This window comes from Alcanivorax sp., assembly GCF_051117345.1.
In the GTDB taxonomy this organism is placed as follows: Bacteria; Pseudomonadota; Gammaproteobacteria; order Pseudomonadales; family Alcanivoracaceae; genus Alcanivorax.
In genome coordinates this window covers 1-20,136 of record NZ_JBNPEC010000078.1, presented here as the reverse complement: position 1 = coordinate 20,136, position 20,136 = coordinate 1, and the positions used below count along the sequence as shown (strand labels likewise).

The following is a 20,136-nucleotide window of genomic DNA, read 5'->3' as shown; positions in this document are numbered from 1 at the left end:
GGGATAGCGCACATGGCCAATCCCCATGTTGCCTACCAGACGACGCATATGACGAGTGCGAAACACATCACGCACCATGCCGTTGTCTTTGCGAAGGTAGAGACGATCCCCGTCACAGGTAACGATACCGGCTGCATCCTGCCCCCGATGCTGAAGGACTGTCAGCGCATCATAGATGCCCTGGTTCACATAACTATGGCCGACAATGCCCACAATGCCGCACATGGTACTTTCCTCTCGTTAGGGCCTGTTAACACCACCGATATCAATGATGCTTTACACACCCTCGTTGCTTATACGTTCATGACCAGGGCGAGCAGCTTCTCACCCATGTCCCGAGTCCACGCTTCCATCATGACCAGATGCGGAACCAGAGTGGATTCTTGCCACCACGGGTCAGCGCCAAACATATGCCGACCCAAGGCTACCAGCACAACCATCAGCAGCACTCCTCGCAAGGCGCCGAAGACCATACCCAGTAAGCGATCAGTGCTGCTCAGCCCGGTAACGCGGATCAATTCACCGAGCAGATGGTTAATCAGGGCGCCAACCACCAGCGTCAGGACAAACAGCAAGCCGAAAGCAACGGCGGCTCGCAGGCTGGGGGTGACAATCTGATCTTGAAGTAGGAGATCCAGGGCCGGGCTAAACAGGCGCGCGATGATAAAGGCAGCCACCCAGGTGAGCAATGAAAAGGCTTCGCGGGTGAAGCCACGGCGCACGCTCAGCAAAGCGGAAATTGCGATGACGATCAGAATGATGGCGTCTGCCAGATTCATGTAAAGCGTGCTCTCACCGGCTTGATTCCTGAGGTAGCCCGGCGCACTTGTCCGCGCCCGGCTGCCCGGAAAATTCAGAGGGCGAAGTTTAACAGAGGCAGGAGCACTTGCCCATGGATACGCCCAATGGACGACAGCAATCAGGGTGCATAAATCCGCACCAGCCCCTTGAAGCCAAAACGGCTGTCATCCGTCAGCTGCTGGCGGGTTCGCTCGGCATCCTTCTTGTGGATTTCCGGCCCCACCATGACGCGATGAACGACCTTGCCCTGGTGACTGTCGGTTTCGCTATAGGCCCGATAGCCAGCGGCTTTCAGCTTGTCCACCACACCTGCGGCATTATCTGCGCTGGAATAACTGCCCACCTGGACCACGAAACCGGCAAGAACCGGACTATCATCCGGTTTGACAGGCGGAGGTACCGGCGCGTCGTCGATAACCGGTGCTGGCTCGCTGTCTTCACGGACATCATCGGCGTTGCCCGCCTCTGCCTGCAGCTGCTCTTGCGCAGCCGCTTTGACAGCCTCGCGCTCGGACTGGATGCGTTCCGCTGCAGCGCTTTCCATATCGTCGGAGACCACCGGTTCCACATTCACCGCGGTCATCTCTGGCTGATCCGGTATTTGCATATCCAGCGCATTGCGAATCTGCTCCGGCGACCGGAACACAAAGGGCGCCAGGACGGCCGCCAGAATCAACAACAGGACAATGCCGATAATGCGCTGGCGGGTTCGTTTATCCACCTTGCTCTCCCCTCGCTTCCGCAACGGTATAGAAAGACCCGAAGATTAGCACCTGATCGTTGCTCTGTGCAGCATCCAGGGCACCCTGCACTGCCTCGCGCACACTGTGATACTGGCGGGATGAGGCCTGAGCCGGCAAGGCAGCGGCCAGTCTGGCTGGCGATGCCGCCCGAGGCATGGCCGGGGCAGCGAGATGCCAGCTCACCGACTGACCGGCGAATAACGCCACCACATCCTCAATGGGCTTGTCCGCCATCATTCCGAACACCAGATGCCGTCGGCCTTCGCAGAGCGGCAACAGTTGCAGGAAGCGGGTCACCGCCGGCAGATTGTGGCCAACATCAAACCAGCAGGGGCGTCCCTGCAGCTGCCGAAATTCACAACGCCCGAACAGAGCCACATCAGCCACCGCTGCGCAGTCCTGGGTGGTAACCAGGACTCCAGCCAAAGCAAGCGCCTGACACGCGGTCGCCAGGTTATCCCGGCCCAGAGTCACCATGCCGGGAAAATCCAACTCGCGACCATCACAGAGCGTCACACCCTGCTCATTGAGGCGAAACTCACGGCCGGCAAACACCGGCTCAACCCCATAGTGGTCTGCCAGCGTCGGCAGATTTTGCGGCCAGTCTGCCTCGCCGAACACCAGCGGCCTGCCGGGGCGGGCAATGCCACATTTTTCGCCGGCAATGGCCTCGCGGGTGTCACCCAGCCAGTCCTGGTGATCCAGCCCCACAGAGGTGACTACTGCCACAGTCGGGTCGACGATATTCACCGCATCAAGCCGTCCACCCAAGCCGACTTCCAGCAGCACCAGGTCCGCCCCGCTTTGCCGGAACAGCCACAGCGCCGCCAAGGTACTGAACTCGAAATAGGTCAGGGAAATGTCCTGGCGAGCCTGCTCCACCTGCTCAAACGCCTCACAGAGCTGCTGATCGGAGGCCAGCCCATCGGGCAGGCGCACGCGCTCATTGAAATGATGCAGATGAGGAGAGGTATACAGGCACACTCGACGGCCATGGCGATCCGCGAGAACCTGCATCAGGCGCAGGGTGGACCCTTTCCCATTGGTTCCGGCCACGGTAATCACCGGCACCGACATTGAATCCACCCCAAGACGACGGGCCACCTGGCGAATACGCTCCAGACCCAGTTCGATTTCGGTGGGATGCATGGCCTCGATCCGCTCCAGCCAGGCGGCCAGAGCGGAAGCGGCAGAGTCTTCAGTCATCAACAGTCTGGAGGGGCCAGCCCATCATGTTCGCCAGCAGGCGATGGAGGGTGTCGCGCATATCGTGGCGAGCCACGATCATGTCGATGGCACCGTGATCCACCAGAAATTCACTGCGCTGGAATCCCTCAGGTAATTTCTGTCGCACGGTCTGTTCAATCACCCGGGGGCCGGCGAAGCCGATCAAGGCATTAGGCTCCGCGATATTCACATCACCCAGCATGGCCAGGGACGCGGAAACGCCGCCATATACTGGATCGGTGAGCACGGAAATAAAGGGCAGGCCTGCCTGGCGCATCTTTTCCAGCGCCGCGCTGGTCTTGGCCATCTGCATCAGGGAGAACAGGGCTTCCTGCATACGCGCCCCGCCACTGGCAGAGAAACACACCAACGGCAGTTTCTGCTCCAGGCACACATCCACGGCACGGACAAAACGCTCGCCGACCACCGAGCCCATGGAGCCCCCCATGAAGTTGAACTCGAAGGCACAGGCCACCAGGGGCTCACCGTGTAGGGCGCCTTTCAGGACAATCAGCGCATCGTTCTCTTCGGTGGCTTTCTGGGCAGCAACCAGGCGGTCCTTGTACTTTTTGGAGTCCTTGAACTTGAGGCGGTCCACTGGCGCCAGTTCGGCACCGATTTCCGTCTGGGCTCCCTCGTCAAGAAACAGCTTGAGCCGCCGCCGCGCATTGATGCGCAGGTGATGCTCACACTTCGGGCAAACATCCATGTTGCGGTCCAGCTCGGGCCGGTACACCACCCCGTCGCAGCGCGGGCATTTACGCCACAGCCCCTCGGGAATGTTGTTGCGCCGGTTTTCCTGGGGGCGACGTACTGCAGGCAGGATTTTCTCCAGCCAGTTGCTGTTGCTCATGCAAAGGTCCCGTTACTGATCCATAGCGTTGCGCATAGCCGCCAGGATGTCACTGATGGCCTTGTTGATGGCCTCCGGGTTATCCGGGTTGGCAGCAATCTGGTTCACCAGAGCACTACCAACAACCACACCATCGGACACCCGACTCACCGCCTGCGCAGATTCAGCGTCTTTGATACCAAAGCCGACACCAATGGGCAATTGAGCAAGGTTGCGAATTGTTTCAACCCGGGTAGCCACCTCATCCACATTCAATGATGCGGAGCCGGTCACGCCCTTCAGGGAGACGTAATACAGGTAGCCGGACCCGGCCTTGCCAATCAGCTTGATACGCTCATCCGAGGTGGTCGGTGCCACCAGGAAAATCATATCCAGCTCGTGGGCATCCATCACCGGTTTGATTTCCAGCGCTTCTTCCGGTGGCAGATCCACCAGCAGGATGCCATCCACGCCGGCTTGTGAAGCCGCCTTGGCAAAGTTTTCGTAGCCAAGCGCTTCCACCGGGTTCAGATAGCCCATCAGTACTACCGGGGTCTGGGCATCCTGCTCGCGAAATGCCTTTACCATGGCCAGCACATCATGGGTAGAGGTGCCGTGGGCCAGGGCCCGCTCACAGGCCTTCTGGATCACCGGGCCGTCGGCCATGGGGTCCGAGAAAGGCACCCCCAGCTCAATGATGTCGGCACCCGCTTCCACCATGGCGTGCATCAACGGTACCGTCACTTCCTTGCTGGAATCACCGGCGGTCACAAAGGGAATCAGGGCCTTGCGCTTTTGCTCGGCCAGCCGCTGAAAACAGCTTTCAATACGACGCATTACTGCTCCTTAAAATTCAATGCCATCGATGGCGGCGACAGTCAGAATATCCTTGTCGCCACGACCGGACAGGTTGATGACGATGTCCTGATCCGGCGACATGGTCGGAGCCAGTTTACGAGCGTAGGCCAGCGCATGGGCCGATTCCAGGGCCGGCATGATGCCTTCTACCTGGGTCAGCTCGCGGAACGCCGAGAGAGCCTCCTTGTCATCCGCCGACACATAGTTAACCCGGCCCAGGTCCTTCAACCAGGAATGCTCTGGACCCACACCAGGGTAATCCAGGCCAGCGGATACGGAATGGGTTTCGATGATCTGGCCGTTATCGTCTTCCATCAGATAGGTACGGTTACCGTGCAACACACCCGGCCGACCGGCGCTCAACGGCGCTGCATGGCGGCCGGTTTCGATACCGTCACCGGCGGCTTCCACCCCGTACATGGCCACGTCATCGTCATTGAGGAAGGGGTGGAACAGACCGATAGCATTGGAGCCACCCCCTACACACGCCACTAGCGCATCCGGCAGCTTGCCGGCCTGCTTCAGGCTCTGCTCGCGAGCTTCGCGACCAATTACGCACTGGAAATCACGCACCAGCAGCGGATACGGATGCGGACCAGCCACGGTACCAATGATGTAGAAGGTATCGTCCACATTGGTAACCCAGTCACGCATGGCCTCATTCATGGCATCTTTCAGGGTTTTCGAACCGGACGTTACCGGAATCACCTCAGCGCCCAACAGCTTCATACGGTAGACGTTGAGCTTTTGCCGCTCCACATCCTCGGCACCCATATACACCTGACACTTGAGCCCCAGGCGGGCCGCCACAGTGGCGGTTGCCACGCCATGCTGCCCTGCCCCGGTTTCCGCAATCACCCGCGGCTTGCCCATATGCTTGGCCAACAGCGCCTGGCCAATGGTGTTGTTTACCTTGTGGGCACCGGTGTGGTTCAGGTCTTCACGCTTGAGCCAGATCTTTGCACCGCCGAGCTGCTTCGACCATCGCTCCGCCAGATACAACGGGGACGGGCGGCCCACATAGTGGGCCAGGTCGTAGTCGAAATCCGCGCGGAATTGCGGATCATCCTTGAGACGCTCATACATGGCGGCCAGATCGTCCAGAGCCCCCATCAGGGTCTCGGAAACAAAACAGCCGCCAAACTGGCCGAAATGGCCTCGGGCGTCAGGAAAAGCAGAAAAATCAGGGCGTTCAGACACCAGCTACTCCTCGTATTTTCGCACTTTTGATAAAGGCGCGGATGGCGGACGGATCCTTGACCCCACCGCTGCGACCGCCCTGAACAGTCTTCTGCTCAACGCCGCCACTGACATCCACCGCCCAAGGCCGCACCTGTGCTACGGCATCGGCCACATTGCCCGGGTGCAGGCCACCGGCCAGCACCACGGGAAGGGACAGATCCTTGGGTAATCTGCCCCAGTTAAACGTCTCACCGGTACCACCGGGCACACCGGGCACATAGCTATCGACCAGCAGCCCAGCCGCCTCCCGGTATTCCATAGCGCAGCGATACAGATCCACTTCATCTTTCATGCGCACCGCCTTGATCCAGGGACGCGAAAAGCGGCTGCAGAACTGCGCGGGCTCATCACCATGAAATTGCAGCAGGTCCAGCGGTACCTGAGCCAGCACATGGTCAATGGCGGATTGCGACGCATTCACGAACAAACCAACCGTGGTCACAAATGGGGGCAGGCTGGCACATATTGCCGCCGCCCGGGCGACCGTGACGTAACGGGGGCTGGGCTCGTAAAACACCAGACCGATGGCATCGGCACCGGCGTTTGCCGCCGCCAGTCCATCCTCGATGCGGGTGATGCCACAGATTTTGACCCGGGGTATGGTCATGGGTTCTCCAGTGTATCAAAAGCCCGGCGGATTAGGGATGTTTCGGGACATTAGCCATAAATCATTCACTACTGCCCGATTGTTCATTATGCCTCAAGGGAATGCGGCAACCACAGGGGGCCAAGCGGCTCTCTGGGTAAATCGAAATGATCCGGGTATTCGATGTCCACAAGGTACAAACCAAATGGTGGTGCTGTTGCTGCCCCCTTGCGGCGATCCCCGGATTCCAGCACCTCACGAGCCCAATGGGCTGGTCGCTTGCCCGCACCGACGGCCATCAGCACGCCTGCCATATTACGCACCATATGCATCAAGAAGGCGTTAGCATGGGCTTCCAGCACGATCACTTTGCCAAATTCATGCAATTTTAGACTGTGCAGGGTCTTGTGCGGTGACTTCGCCTGACAGTGCACGCTGCGGTAAGCCGTAAAATCGTGGCTGCCGACCAGGTAAGCAGCCGCTTCACGCATGGCGTCGAGATTCAGCGGCCGGTAATTCCAGGTAACCTGATTGCGATACAGGGCCGGAGGGCGTGAGTGATTGTAGATCACGTAACGATAGCGGCGACTGACAGCTGAAAAGCGCGCGTGGAACTCCTCGCTCACCGGGGTGGCCCAGCGCACGGTCACATCCCGAGGCAGGTTGGTATTGCCTCCCATGATCCAGCTTTTCATTTCCCGGGGGGCATCGGAGTCAAAATGCACCACCTGACCGGTGCCATGCACACCCGCATCGGTGCGACCCGCACAGACCACCGACACAGGATGATCCGCTACTGTCGACAGCGCTTTCTCAAGGCATTCCTGCACGGTTCTGACCCCGGCCTGCTGGGTCTGCCAGCCGCGAAAGTCGGTACCGTCGTATTCAATTCCAAGGGCGATGCGGGCCATGGCAACCTCAGCTGAACAGGGCAAAGACGAAAGCTAAACCGCGAAAAGAGTGCCAGCCAACCGATAAATTTGGCCGCCTTCCCAAGGCCTGCTACGCGGGCAGGTCTTTCAACGTTTAACGCCTGCCCGGCGCGCGCTTTTCAACTTTGCACTTTCAACTCGTAACTGAAACAAAAAGGGGGCGATACCTTAAGGCATCGCCCCCTTTTTTCCTAGCGGCAGAGGATTAACCAACCTGCCCCATCAGCTCACGGGCTTCCGCCTGTTGCTGATCGCTACCTTCAGAGATCACCTCATTGAGGATATCGCGGGCACCTTCGCTATCGCCCATATCGATATAGGCCTTGGCCAGGTCCAGCTTGGTAGCGTTTTCGTCGGTCTCACCGAGGAAGTCGAAATCGTCCTCGTCGCCCAGCACATCGCCGGGCGCCGCCTGCGGCTCTGGAGACGATTCAAGCTCCTCAGCAGGAGCTGCCGGGGCTTCCGGTTCCGGCTCAGAGGTCGGTGCTTCTTCCCGGACAGGGCCCTCGTCCAGGGAGAGGCTGTCGCCCGCATCGTCCAGTTCCAGATCATCATCACCCAGCAGATCCTCCAGAGAGGCAGCCTGCTCGGATGCTGGTGTCGGTTCGTCAGCGGGCATCTCCAGATCCAGATCTGCGAGATCATCCTCGTTGTCACTGTCCGCAGAACCGGCCAGGGATTTCTCCGCTTCGTCCAGCTCCAGGTCCAGATCAGCCAGGGAGTCATCCGCGCTGTCATCAGAACCGCCATCCAGGTCCAGGTCATCCAGGGAAAGATCCAGCTCTTCCTTGTTATCGTCGCTGTCGCCGGACTCATCAAACTCGAGGCTCATGTCGTCCAGATTCAGATCCCCGTACTCGGCATCACCGTCGCCCATGGACGAACTGCTGACATCGTCCAGCTCCAGAACGGGGCTGGCACCCAGGGATTGCTTGTCGGCATCAGACAGGGGCGTTTCCTGCTCGGCTTCCGTCTTGCTGTCGTCTTCAAAATCCAGGCTGAAATCATCATCCAGAGAGGCTGTATCCTCGGCAGGATCCAACATCAGGGTATGATCTTCACTGTCCTCATCCGTATCCAGCTCGAAATCAAAATCAGCCAGCTCATCGTCCTGCTGCCCTTTCGTCTGGTCATCAGAGGCCGTGACAGATGATTCCGGCTCATCGGCCTGCATGGTGGGTACATCGTCATCCAGACCGGAGGACAAGCCCATTTCAAGGTCATCCAGGGACAGCGCTTCGTCATCGCTGTCGGATGCCCGGGACGAAACACTGCCGCCCAGACGGGCAATGGCGTCATCCACCTCGGGGGAGGTGCCGGCGAAAATGCTGGTCTGCTGCTGGAAGGCAGCATCGTCATTCATTTCCTTGAGCAGCTCCAACAAGCGAACTTTCAGATCGGCCCGCTGAGGATGCTTGTTGATTTCGTTGCGCAGGAAATCCACTGCCTGTGGGTAGCGGCCATAGGCCACATAGACTTCCACGTCTTCCAGCGGATCCTGGCTGCTACTCTGCTCCGGAACGTCGGCATCGTCATCGTGGTCAGTGACGGCACCAGTGGCGACATTGTCATCGTCCAGGTTGAGGCCGAATTCGTCCTGGCCCTCATCATCCAGATCCTCAAACAGAGCGCTATCAGACTCCTCATCACCACTATCCTGCTTCTTGCCGCGCAGCAGCAGGAAAAGCAGCAGCAGGATGGCAATTAGCCCCAGGCCGATATACATCAGGTTATCGAGTAACAAAGCGACAATACCGCCCTGCTCCTGGACAGGAGGTTGTGCAGGTGCCACCGGCTTTGGCTTGGCCACTTCTGGCGCTTTTTCCACTGCAGGCTCAGCCGCAGTATCCGCTGCATCCGTATTTTCCTGTGCTTCAGGATCAGTGCCAACAACCTCAGCCTCATCAGAACCTGCAGAGCCATCCTCGGTAACGTCGGTATCCGTTTGCGCCACAGCAGCGCGGTCAGCGTCGTCGGCCTGCGTCGCCTCGGAGGCGTTTTCACCGGTAGCTGCTATGCCATCGTCGCTACTGGTAGCGACATCAGTTTCATCATCCGCAGTCGCCTCTGGCTCGGCCGGCGCTTCCATCAGCGGATCATCGCCTTCTACGGCAACACCCTGCTCTTCCCGCAACTTGCGGAGCTCTTCCTGCAACTGCGTAATCTGGTCGTTACGCAATTTCAGCAATTGCTCGCTGGTGCGGGTTTGACCTTCCAGATCATCCAGACGGGATTTGAGCTCGGAATTTTCCCGGTCAAGACGGTCCAGATTCTCGTCACGAATTGCCAGCTCATTCTCAAGCACTGCGGTATTGGCGCTGCCATCGCGGGCCGAGCCGGTACTATCGCCATCATTCACACCAGCGGTGGATTCCGGAGAAACCAGCTTCACCTGCCCGGTGGCCGGACCCTGCTCATCGTCACCACTGTCGGCAACCTGGCGGCTGCCATCAAGCTGGGCACGTTGCTGAGGAGCCTCAATGCCCCGGGCCTCGAGCATCTCGCGCCATTTACGGTTCTGGTCAGCCACTTCCACGATGGCATTGCGAGTAGAGATATTGCGCACTTCCTGTTCGTTGGGAATGCGCAGTACCGTCCCTTCACGAACCAGGTTGACGTTATTGTTGATAAAGGCGTCAGAATTCATGGTCTGGATAGCGACCAGCATCTGCTGCACAGAAACACTTTCTGCAGGACGGTTGTCCAGGGCGATACGCCACATGGTGTCGGAGGCTTTCACCGTGTAGGTGTTGCGCTGGCCGCTCTCCGCCACCGGCTGGCTGGCAGCGGAAGCCGAGCTTGCAGAGTCTGACGGGGATGACTGGGCGGCCGGACGGCTCGGTGCGGCCTGCGGCTCAAATTCCGGCTCACTGCGGGTTACCGGCTGCGGCGCCCGGCTGATGGTCGGTGCAGCTGTAGACGCGCTGTCGGCATAGCTGGGCGGGTCCAGCAGTACCGTGTACTCACGCATCAGTCGACCGGTGGGCCAGAGAAACTCCACCAGGAAATTCAGATAGGGCTCGCGAACCGGTTGATCCGTGGTGATGTGCAGCAGCGCCTTGTCACCGGCCTGCAGCTCAACCGCAAAATCCATGCGGTTGAGGAAATAGGCACGATCCACCCCGGCTGCGTCGAATTCGGCCTGCGACGCCAGATTGACGAGAATTTCGTCTGCGGTCAGATCCCCAACCTCATGCAGGGAAATTTCCATATCCAGGGGTTGGTTCAGGTAGGAATTCAGCTCGTATTCCCCAACCCCCAAAGCCGCCGCAACGCCTGGTGACATGATTACCAGTGCGGTTAAGCCAAACCCAAGTTTTCGAAGCATGGTCGAACCCTTTATTTATTATGTTTCCCGCGCTCAGCCCGATCCCGCGGGCGCTACCGGACGAACCCGAGGCGGCAAGCAGTCCTATGACGCTGATCACACATTCTGCCCCAGGCTGGAGTCAAAACCTAGAAACCGCGTCACATAATGTCAGTAAGTATCCATTACAGATAGTCTTTTAGCAACTTCTCGACCACCTTCACCGCGTTAAGAGCGGCCCCCCAACGGACATTGTCGGCGACGCTAAAATAGCTCAAACCGCCGCTGCCTTCCATGTCTTCCCGGGTTCGGGAAATCCGCAGGCGGGGCTCCCCTTCCACCGAAGCCACCGGGGACATTGCTTGGGGGTCGTCATTTTCCAGCACATCCAGATCATTCTGTCCTTCCCAAACCGCCAGCGCCTGCGCCATTGCCAGGGGCTGAATGCTACGAACCGACACACTCTGGCCGTGGCCATAGAAGACCGGCACCCGCACCGTGGTGACTTGGACTGACAGGGGCTGGTCGGCCAGCACCCGGCGGGTTTCCAGCATCAGCTTGAGCTCTTCGCTGGTAAAACCGTTTTCCTGGGCCTGTCCGCTCAGCGGCAGTACGTTAAAGGCAATCTGGGCCTGGGCCGCCTCACTGGGCGACAGGCCATTGAGCAGCCGTACGCTCTGCTGAGCCAGTTGGTCCACCCCGCTCCTGCCAGTCGCAGACACCGCCTGAAACTGAGTCACTACCACTTCCTGCAGCGGGGCCATATCCGCAAGAGGCTTGAGTGCGCGCACCAGCTGGACGGTGGCGGCATCCGCACAGGCTATCAGGTTGTTTTCCCGGGCCTGGGCAAGCAGCTCATCATTAACATCGGCCACCAGCAACGGCACATCGGATTCGTAACGAAACGCCGGTGACAGATCCACCGCCATTGCCCCTGCCTCCGCAGCACGGGGCGCCAATTGCTGACTCACTGTGGCACCAGCGGCAAACAGTGCCACTTCTACTTGCGAAAAGTCGAAGTCTTCGGCTTTCTTGACCGTCAGCGATTTGCCGCCGAAGGACACCTTGCCCCCCGCCCCATTTTCAGAGGCCAACACAAAAAGCTCGCCGACCGGGAATTGCCGATCTGCCAACAGCTTGATAATGGCCTCACCGACCAGTCCGGTTGCACCGACAATGGCAAGATTGATTGAACGCATAGAAACCTCGCTACAACGATGCTGCGGGAGCGCAGATCACATCCCCCACAAATACAAACGCGGGCACGACCTTGATACTACCTCGGCCCTGCCCGCGCTTTTCCACCTTACATTTTCAACTGCGTTTAACGCTCCATCAGGATACGCAACATGCGACGCAGCGGCTCCGCCGCGCCCCACAACAGCTGGTCACCCACGGTAAAGGCGTTCAGGTACTCGCCGCCCATGTTGAGCTTGCGCAAGCGACCTACCGGGACGCTCAGAGTGCCGGTCACCGCCGTAGGGGTTAGATCCCGCAGGGTCGCTTCTTTTTCGTTGGGCACCACTTTCACCCAGTCATTGGCCTTGCCGATGATGTCGTAGATTTCATCCAGCGGCACATCGCGGGTGAGTTTCACTGTCAGGGCCTGGGCATGGCAGCGCATGGCGCCGATACGCACACAGGTGCCATCCAGAGCAATGGGGTCAGCACTGCGGCCAAGGATCTTGTTGGTTTCCGCCTGGGCCTTCCACTCTTCCTTGCTCTGACCGTTTTCCATTTCCTTGTCGATCCAGGGCAACAGAGAGCCCGCCAGGGAATGACCAAAATGGTCCGTGGGCAGATCGCTGCTGCGCATGGTGGCCGCCACCTGGCTGTCGATATCCAGAATCGCACTGGCCGGATCGGCCAGCTTGTCTGCCACATCGCCATGGATCTTGCCCATCTGGGCAATCAGCTCACGCATGTTCTGGGCGCCGGCACCGGATGCCGCCTGATAGGTCTGGGCACTCGCCCATTCCACCAGGCCTTCATTGAACAGGCCACCCAGGGCCATCAGCATCAGGCTGACAGTACAGTTGCCACCCACATAATCCTTCACACCCTTGTCCAGGGCACTGTCGATGACATTGCGGTTGACCGGATCCAGCACGATAACGCTGTTGTCCGCCATGCGCAGGGCAGAAGCGGCATCAATCCAGTAACCGTCCCAGCCGGCTTCACGCAGCATGGGATACACCTCATTGGTGTAATCGCCACCCTGACAGGTCACGATCACATCCAGGCTTTTCAGCTCATCAATACTCTTGGCATCGCCCAGGACAGGAATGTCCTTGCCCACATCGGGGCCCGCCTGACCGACCTGGGAGGTCGAGAAAAAGACCGGTTCGATATCTGCGAAATCATTTTCGGCGATCATGCGCTCCATCAGAACGGAACCCACCATGCCACGCCAGCCGACAAAACCGACTTTCTTCATTGGAAAACTGTCTCCTGAAAGGATTGCCCTTTCTATCTGTGAATAAACGGGTAAACGCGCTATTACGCCTGGGCCAGAGCTTCGGCCACGGCGTTACCCATCTCTTCAGTGCTCACTTTGCGAGTGCCCTCGGTGTAGATGTCCGCAGTACGCAACCCCTGATCCAGCACCCGCTCTACCGCCGCTTCAATGGCATCCGCCACATCGCCGCGCTCCAGGCTGTAACGCATCAGCATGGCCAGCGACATAATGGTCGCCAGCGGGTTGGCAATGCCCTGGCCGGCGATATCCGGTGCCGAACCATGGCAGGGTTCGTACAGGCCCTTGCGGTTCTCGTCCAGGGACGCGGAGGGCAGCATTCCGATGGAGCCGGTGAGCATGGCGGCTTCATCGGAGAGAATGTCGCCGAACAGGTTGCCGGTGACAATCACATCAAACTGTTTCGGCGCACGCACCAGTTGCATGGCCGCGTTGTCCACATACATGTGTGACAACTCGATTTCCGGATAGTTTTTCGCCTCTTCAGTGACCACTTCTTTCCACAGCTCGGTCACTTCCAGCACATTAGCCTTGTCCACCGAACAGACTCGCTTGCCACGCTTCATGGCAAGCTCGAAAGCCACTTTGGCAATACGACGCATTTCCGACTCGGTGTACACGTAGGTATTGAACCCTACGCGCTCACCGTTCTCTTCCTTGATGCCACGGGGCTGGCCGAAGTAAATGCCACCGGTCAGCTCGCGCACGATCAGGATATCCAGACCGGAAACCACCTCGGGTTTCAGGCTGGAAGCATCCGCCAGTTGCGGAAACAGAATCGCCGGACGCAGATTGGCAAACAGGCCCAGGGAGGAACGCAGGCGTAGCAGACCACGCTCCGGGCGCTTGTCCCGCTCAATAGCGTCCCACTTGGGACCGCCGATGGAGCCGAACAGAATCGCATCCGCAGCGCGGGCCTTGTCCAGGGTACCTTCCGGCAGCGGATCACCTTCCGCATCCACCGCCGCGCCGCCCACCAGGGCCTCATCCAGCTCTACCTCGAGGCCAAACTTCTGTTTGGCGACATTCAGCACCTTTACCGCTTCATCAACGATTTCCGGGCCAATACCGTCACCGGGCAACACCAGTACCTTGCTCATTACCTGCTTCCTGTTACTACTTGATCCAAGTGCTTGATCGGTTGATTAAAAGTTTTTGCTTACCAGCACATCGTTGGGCGCGGAAGCCTTAACCAACTCCAGAGTGTAGTCACCCTTGTTGCCGGAAGACGGCTTCACCCGCACCTGGTAAATACCCTTTTCTTCAAAGGTATGGCGGAATTTTCCAAACCGCAGGATGCCGCCCTGATCGGCAAACACTTCCACGGAACGCTCGCCGGCATCAATGAACACCGACTCCACACCGCCCTGCTCGGAAATCCGGTCACCGTCGACCTTGAAGATTTCCGCCTTGGCAGAGCTGCTGGTGGGCATCTGCCAGCCACCGCCGCCATTACCCTTCGCAGAGACGGAAAGCTGGTTATCCACGCTCAGCTTGGCCGCTTCACCCGCGTCCGGTTCGTTGTACATGCCGGTCGCACAACCGGCCAGAGTCAGTACTGACAGCAAAGATAAAATTCGCAACATGTGTCGCCTCCTTGTTTTTTCTTTTAATGGTCCCGGACTCTGTTACTGGAAAATCCAGGGTTCCCGCTCGGCGCGGCGTGCTTCATAGGCACGAATGGTCTCTGCCTCGTTAAGCGTGAGGCCGATTTCATCCAGGCCGTTGAGCAGACAATGCTTGCGAAACTCATCGATCTCGAACGACAACGGCTCCCCGCTTTCCGGGATCACCTGTTGTTGCTCCAGATCAATAGTGATTCGGAAGCCTTCCTTCCCTTCCACCGCTTTGAACAGGGCTTCCACGTTATCCTCAGACAACACAATGGGCAATAACCCGTTTTTGAAGCAGTTGTTGTAGAAGATATCCGCAAAGCTCGGCGCAATGATGGCCTTGAAGCCAAAATCCATCAGTGCCCAGGGTGCATGCTCACGGCTGGAGCCACACCCGAAGTTGCGACGAGTGAGTAGAATGCTGGCACCCTGATAACGGGGCAGGTTCAACACAAACCCTTCGTTTTTCGGGCGCTGGCTGCTGTCCTGGCCAGGGAAGCCTTCATCCAGGTAGCGCCATTCATCAAACAGATTCGGCCCGAAACCGGTACGTTTGATGGACTTGAGAAACTGCTTGGGGATGATCTGGTCGGTGTCCACATTGGCACGATCCAACGGCGCAACCAGCCCTTCCTGACGAATAAACTTTTCCATGATCTGCTCCTCAGGCCTGGTCGAGTTCGCGAATGTCCACAAAATGGCCCGCCACCGCAGCCGCCGCCGCCATGGCCGGACTCACCAGATGGGTGCGGCCACCGTTGCCCTGGCGCCCCTCGAAATTACGATTGGACGTGGACGCGCAGTGTTCACCGGCTTCCAGGCGGTCCGGGTTCATGGCCAGACACATGGAGCAGCCTGGCTCGCGCCATTCGAAGCCCGCTTCGATAAAGACCTTGTCCAGGCCTTCCTTCTCCGCCTGCTGCTTGACCAGGCCGGAACCCGGCACGACCAGCACCTGCTTGACGGAATCCGCTTTTCTGCGGCCCTTTGCTACTGCGGCAGCGGCACGCAAGTCCTCAATGCGAGAGTTGGTGCAAGACCCGATGAACACCCGATCCACCTTGATATCGGTGACCGGCATACCCGGCTTGAGCCCCATATACTCATAGGCTCGCGTCATACCCGAGCGCTTCACCTCATCACTTTCGGCAGCCGGATCCGGCAGGGATGCGTCCACCGGCACCACCATTTCCGGGCTGGTGCCCCAGGAGACCTGAGGCTTGATGTCTGCCGCGTCAATAGTGATGTCCTGGGCGAATACTGCATCCTTGTCGGAAACCAGGGTGCGCCAGTATTCCACGGCCTTGTCCCAGTCTGCCCCACTGGGTGCAAAGGGACGGCCCTTAACGTAGTCAATGGTGACATCATCCACCGCTACCATGCCGGCACGGGCACCCGCCTCGATGGACATGTTGCAGATGGTCATGCGGCCTTCCATGGAGAGGCTGCGAATGGCGCTGCCGGCAAATTCCAGTGCATAGCCGGTACCACCGGCGGTGCCGATAATACCGATGATATGCAACACCACGTCCTTGGCGGTAACACCCGGGCCGAGCTCGCCTTCCACACTGACACGCATGTTGTTCATCTTCTTGGCCACCAGCGTCTGGGTGGCCAACACATGCTCCACCTCACTGGTGCCGATACCATGGGCCAGACAGGCCAGCGCGCCGTTGGTTGAGGTATGGGAGTCGCCACAGACCACGGTCATGCCGGGCAGCACCGCGCCCTGCTCCGGGGCCATCACGTGAACGATGCCCTGACGCACATCACCGATACCGAATTCGGTAATGCCGAATTCACGGGTGTTGTCCTGCAGGGTCTGCACCTGGATCCGGGAGGTTTCATCCACAATTTCAGCGGCAGATTTGAACGGTGTAGTGGGCACGTTATGGTCGATCGTCGCCACACTGGCCCCCGTGCGCCAGGGTTTACGGCCGGCCAGGCGCAGGCCTTCAAACGCCTGGGGCGAGGTCACCTCATGGATGATCTGACGGTCAATGTAGATCAGCGCGGAGCCATCCTCACGTTCGGTGACGAGATGGGCGTCCCACAATTTGTCATAGAGGGTTTTGCCGGCCATGTTTCTCTCCCTGCGTCGCATTGCAGCAACTTCATCATTGCGACTGGTTTGTCAATAACGATTAATGTAGGGTTCACCCATCAATAAATCCAATTCATATTTTTCATTTTTAAGATAACCAATTATTATCTCGCAACCGAACAACTGGATGCCCCGGTAATGATAGACACACCGACCCTGAGCGCCTTCATGGGAGTGGCTGAAACCGGCTCGTTTTCTGCCGCCGCAGAGCGCCTCTACATCACCCAGCCTGCCATCAGTAAACGCATCGCTCTGCTTGAACAGCAGCTTGGCGCCCGTCTGTTTGACCGGGTGGGCCGTCAGATTCAGCTTACCGAAGCGGGCCGTTCCCTGCTGCCTCGGGCCCGGCAGGTGTTGATGGACGTGGAAGACATGGCTCGGGCCATCCACGATCTGTCCGGCTCTGTCACCGGTAAACTGCGCATCGGCACCAGCCACCATATCGGCCTGCATCGCCTGCCACCGGTGCTGCGTCAGTTTTCCCGGGACTACCCACAAGTGGAACTGGACATCCATTTTATCGATTCTGAAGAAGCCTGGGAGGGGGTGCTGCACGGGGAACTGGAAATGGGTGTGGTCACCCTGCCCCCACAGCCGGATGAACGCCTGCAAAGTGATGTGATCTGGCGCGATCCGCTGGTGTTCATGTGCGCACCCGAGCATCCGTTGGCCAAGGTGGACAATATCACCCTGGAAACCCTCACCGGCTACAGTGCCATCCTGCCGTCACCGGTCACCTTTACCCGTGGCATCGTGGAGCGGCTGTTTGACGAACATAATCTGAAGCTCAATATCGCCATGTCCACCAACTATCTGGAAACCATCCACATGATGGTGTCCATCGGTCTTGGCTGGAGTGTACTGCCCGCCACCATGGTGGATGGCTCAGTGGTGGAGTTGGCCGTGGACGTGCCGTTGCCGGAACGGGAGCTGGGCGTGGTGATCCACCCGGCCCGTACCCGCTCCAATGCCGCCAGGGCATTTTTGCAGGCCCTTGAAGCATCCGGGCTCTAGGCTGAATTGCTGCCGGTACGGGTGACACCCCCCACGATCAGCAGCATGGCCGCCAGCACGGCGGCCAGCGCCGCGCCGAAAAACAGATTCACCCCCCACTGCTGCCAGAGCAAACCGGACAACCCGGCCCCTGCCGCCCAGCCCGCGCCAAAACCCAGGCTGGAATACAGGGCCTGTCCCTGGCCGCCCAGTGACGAACCAAACTGTTTGTGCACCCAGGCGATACTGGCCGCGTGAAAGCTGCCAAAACTGGCCGCATGAAGCAGCTGGGCAAGCGCCAGCCATAACAACGAATCGGCTACCACACCAATCATCAGCCAACGCAGGGCCGCCAACAGCAGACTGGCCACCAGTATCCAGGGAATGGAGAAACGCCGCATCAACCGATGCATGACCAGAAACAGCCCCACTTCCGCCAGTACACCCAGCGCCCACAGACTACCCACCACGAACTTGCTGAATCCCAGATCTTGCAGATAGATGCTATAGAACGTGTAGTACGGGCCGTGAGAGAGCTGCATCAGAAAAGCCGACAGCAGAAACAGGGAAACGGCTGGACGGCGCAACACGCACCACACCGATGATCCACCCTCTTCCCGCTGACGCGACCGCCCGTCTCCGGCTGGCAACGTCAACGTTCCCAGCCACAACAGCCACAGCAGCGCGCTTAACACCCAGGGCAGCAGTTCCGTGCCCAGCCGATCCAGCGCCTCGCCGAGCACCAGCACCGCCAGAATAAACCCCACCGACCCCCACAAACGCACAAGACTGTAGCGGTGGGACTGACGCCCCAGAGACTGCAGGGTGAGCACTTCAAACTGGGCCAGCACCGCGTTCCAGAAGAAGCTGAACGACACCAACAGCGCCGCCATGGACCAGAACTGATCGATCCAGAACACCGGCAGGAACACTATCGCCGCCAGCAGATTGCCAGCACGGATAATCCGCAGCCGCTGGCCGCTACGATCCGCCAGCCAGCCCCACAGGTTAGGGGCACCAATCTTGGTCAGCTGCGGAATGGCCATCAGCAGGCCGATAGCGGCAGCGCTAAAGCCCAGGTCCTTCAGATACAGGGACCAGTAAGGCACCAGCGTGCCCAGCAGTCCGAAATAGAGGAAATAGAAGCCTGACAGTCGCCAGTAGTAGGGCATCAGAAAGAACTGTCCTTTGCCAAAACCGGTACAGGGAGACCCAAAAGGATACGAATTGCACCATGCAACGCGCGCAGGGAGCAGTTCGCATCGCTCATCGTCTGCTTACCCGGGAATCGGCGGAAAAGGCGGGGTCACATCGCCGTTCTGGGCCCGATGGCGCAGGCAGTGGTCCATCAGCACCAGGGCCAGCATGGCTTCGGCAATGGGGGTGGCACGGACACCCACGCAGGGATCGTGGCGCCCCTTGGTAACGACTTCCACCGGATTGCCCTGCAGATCAATGCTTTTGCCGGGAATCAGGATGCTGGAGGTGGGCTTGAGTGCCATGGCCACACGAATGGTCTGCCCGGAGCTGATGCCACCGAGTACACCGCCGGCGTGGTTGCTGAGAAACCCTTCCGGGGTCATCTCATCACGATGTTGCTCGCCGCGCTGGTTGACCACTGCAAAGCCGTCGCCCACTTCCACACCCTTGACCGCGTTGATGGACATCATCGCCTTGGCCAGATCCGCGTCGATACGATCGAACACCGGCTCGCCCCAGCCCGGCGGTACGCCGTCGGCAAACACTTCTACCCGGGCACCAATGGAAGAACCATCCTTACGTAGTGCATTGATCAGGGCTTCCAGCTCCGGCACCTTGCCTGCATCCGGGAAGAAGAAGGGATTGCTGTTCACTGTGGACCAATCGAATTGTTCCGCTTTTACCTCACCGATCTGGGTACAACCGCCATAGATGCGAATACCCAGTGTCTGCTCCAGATACTTGCGGGCAATGGCGCCGGCCGCCACGCGCATGGCCGTTTCCCTAGCTGAGGAACGACCGCCGCCCCGGTAATCACGAAAACCGTATTTCTGGGTATAGGTGTAGTCCGCATGCCCCGGCCGGAAGGTGGTGGCGATGTCGGAATAGTCCTTGGACTTCTGATCCGTGTTTTCGATCAGCAAGCCGATGGAAGTGCCGGTGGTCTTGCCCTCGAACACCCCGGAAAGGATCTTTACCTGATCCGGCTCACGACGCTGGGTGGTGTAGCGGCTGGTGCCGGGCTTGCGCCGGTCCAGTTCCACCTGCAGGTCTTCCTCGCTGATTTCTAGCCCCGGCGGGCAGCCATCCACGATGGCCCCCAGTGCAAGGCCATGACTCTCACCAAAGGTGGTGATGCGAAAACGTTCACCGAAACTGTTGCCGGACACGCGGACCCTCAAAAAGCATTGGGCCATTGCCTACCCCTCTCTTCAGTACGGCG

The 20,136-nt window shown here is 59.0% G+C and carries 18 protein-coding genes and 1 pseudogene; 1 reads left to right on the top strand and 18 read right to left on the bottom strand.

Going from position 1 to position 20,136, the window contains the following annotated elements:
• From ACFE0K_RS05065 to leuC, 16 genes and pseudogenes are all read right to left on the bottom strand, one after another.
• A pseudogene (locus tag ACFE0K_RS05065) lies at positions 1-225 on the bottom strand (amidophosphoribosyltransferase); the annotation flags it as partial.
• A 68-nt stretch (positions 226-293) separates the two neighbouring features.
• Positions 294-779, bottom strand: a complete 486-nt coding sequence (locus ACFE0K_RS05060) for a CvpA family protein (protein WP_434535027.1) — start codon at positions 777-779, stop codon at positions 294-296.
• 140 nt (positions 780-919) lie between these two features.
• Entirely contained in the window at positions 920-1,522 is a 603-nt protein-coding gene (locus ACFE0K_RS05055) for an SPOR domain-containing protein (RefSeq protein ID WP_434535026.1), read from the bottom strand.
• The gene (locus ACFE0K_RS05050) at positions 1,515-2,750 is read right to left on the bottom strand and encodes a bifunctional folylpolyglutamate synthase/dihydrofolate synthase (protein ID WP_434535025.1); all 1,236 of its coding nucleotides are present in this window, start codon (positions 2,748-2,750) and stop codon (positions 1,515-1,517) included. The genes ACFE0K_RS05055 and ACFE0K_RS05050 overlap by 8 nt, the downstream gene beginning before the upstream one ends.
• On the bottom strand, positions 2,743-3,624 hold the full coding sequence (accD, locus tag ACFE0K_RS05045) for an acetyl-CoA carboxylase, carboxyltransferase subunit beta (RefSeq protein WP_434535024.1): 882 nt from the start codon (positions 3,622-3,624) through the stop codon (positions 2,743-2,745). The genes ACFE0K_RS05050 and accD overlap by 8 nt, the downstream gene beginning before the upstream one ends.
• Before the next feature lie 12 nt (positions 3,625-3,636).
• On the bottom strand, positions 3,637-4,440 hold the full coding sequence (trpA, locus tag ACFE0K_RS05040; protein ID WP_434535023.1) for a tryptophan synthase subunit alpha: 804 nt from the start codon (positions 4,438-4,440) through the stop codon (positions 3,637-3,639).
• Between the two features lie 9 nt (positions 4,441-4,449).
• On the bottom strand, positions 4,450-5,661 hold the full coding sequence (gene trpB, locus ACFE0K_RS05035) for a tryptophan synthase subunit beta (RefSeq protein ID WP_434535022.1): 1,212 nt from the start codon (positions 5,659-5,661) through the stop codon (positions 4,450-4,452).
• Positions 5,654-6,310, bottom strand: coding sequence for a phosphoribosylanthranilate isomerase (locus ACFE0K_RS05030; protein WP_434535021.1), 657 nt, complete (start codon positions 6,308-6,310; stop codon positions 5,654-5,656). Before ACFE0K_RS05030 ends, trpB begins: the two co-directional genes overlap by 8 nt.
• Positions 6,311-6,396: 86 nt before the next feature.
• A complete protein-coding gene (gene truA / locus ACFE0K_RS05025) occupies positions 6,397-7,200 on the bottom strand; it encodes a tRNA pseudouridine(38-40) synthase TruA (RefSeq protein WP_434535020.1) in 804 nt (267 codons plus the stop codon).
• Positions 7,201-7,426: 226 nt separating this feature from the next.
• A complete protein-coding gene (locus ACFE0K_RS05020; RefSeq protein ID WP_434535019.1) occupies positions 7,427-10,549 on the bottom strand; it encodes a FimV/HubP family polar landmark protein in 3,123 nt (1,040 codons plus the stop codon).
• 164 nt (positions 10,550-10,713) lie between these two features.
• Complete coding sequence (locus ACFE0K_RS05015) at positions 10,714-11,727, bottom strand: aspartate-semialdehyde dehydrogenase (RefSeq protein ID WP_434535018.1); 1,014 nt, start codon at positions 11,725-11,727, stop codon at positions 10,714-10,716.
• A gap of 125 nt (positions 11,728-11,852) precedes the next feature.
• Positions 11,853-12,965, bottom strand: a complete 1,113-nt coding sequence (gene asd / locus ACFE0K_RS05010; protein ID WP_434535017.1) for an aspartate-semialdehyde dehydrogenase — start codon at positions 12,963-12,965, stop codon at positions 11,853-11,855.
• 62 nt (positions 12,966-13,027) lie between these two features.
• Entirely contained in the window at positions 13,028-14,104 is a 1,077-nt protein-coding gene (gene leuB, locus ACFE0K_RS05005) for a 3-isopropylmalate dehydrogenase (protein WP_434535016.1), read from the bottom strand.
• Positions 14,105-14,149: 45 nt separating this feature from the next.
• The gene (locus ACFE0K_RS05000; protein WP_434535015.1) at positions 14,150-14,590 is read right to left on the bottom strand and encodes a hypothetical protein; all 441 of its coding nucleotides are present in this window, start codon (positions 14,588-14,590) and stop codon (positions 14,150-14,152) included.
• 42 nt (positions 14,591-14,632) lie between these two features.
• Positions 14,633-15,271, bottom strand: a complete 639-nt coding sequence (gene leuD, locus ACFE0K_RS04995; protein ID WP_434535014.1) for a 3-isopropylmalate dehydratase small subunit — start codon at positions 15,269-15,271, stop codon at positions 14,633-14,635.
• Positions 15,272-15,281: 10 nt separating this feature from the next.
• Positions 15,282-16,700 (bottom strand): 3-isopropylmalate dehydratase large subunit, encoded by a 1,419-nt coding sequence (leuC, locus tag ACFE0K_RS04990; protein ID WP_434535013.1) that lies wholly within the window; start codon positions 16,698-16,700, stop codon positions 15,282-15,284.
• Between the two features lie 159 nt (positions 16,701-16,859).
• Here leuC and ACFE0K_RS04985 point away from each other — a divergent pair, with 159 nt between their 5' ends.
• Positions 16,860-17,735, top strand: a complete 876-nt coding sequence (locus ACFE0K_RS04985; RefSeq protein WP_084573342.1) for a LysR family transcriptional regulator — start codon at positions 16,860-16,862, stop codon at positions 17,733-17,735.
• On the opposite strand, the gene ACFE0K_RS04980 is transcribed toward ACFE0K_RS04985, so the two are convergent.
• Both ACFE0K_RS04980 and aroC read right to left on the bottom strand, forming a co-directional pair.
• The gene (locus tag ACFE0K_RS04980; RefSeq protein WP_434535012.1) at positions 17,732-18,886 is read right to left on the bottom strand and encodes an MFS transporter; all 1,155 of its coding nucleotides are present in this window, start codon (positions 18,884-18,886) and stop codon (positions 17,732-17,734) included. The genes ACFE0K_RS04985 and ACFE0K_RS04980 overlap by 4 nt on opposite strands.
• A gap of 105 nt (positions 18,887-18,991) precedes the next feature.
• Positions 18,992-20,083, bottom strand: a complete 1,092-nt coding sequence (gene aroC / locus ACFE0K_RS04975; protein WP_434535011.1) for a chorismate synthase — start codon at positions 20,081-20,083, stop codon at positions 18,992-18,994.
• Positions 20,084-20,136 lie beyond the last annotated feature (53 nt).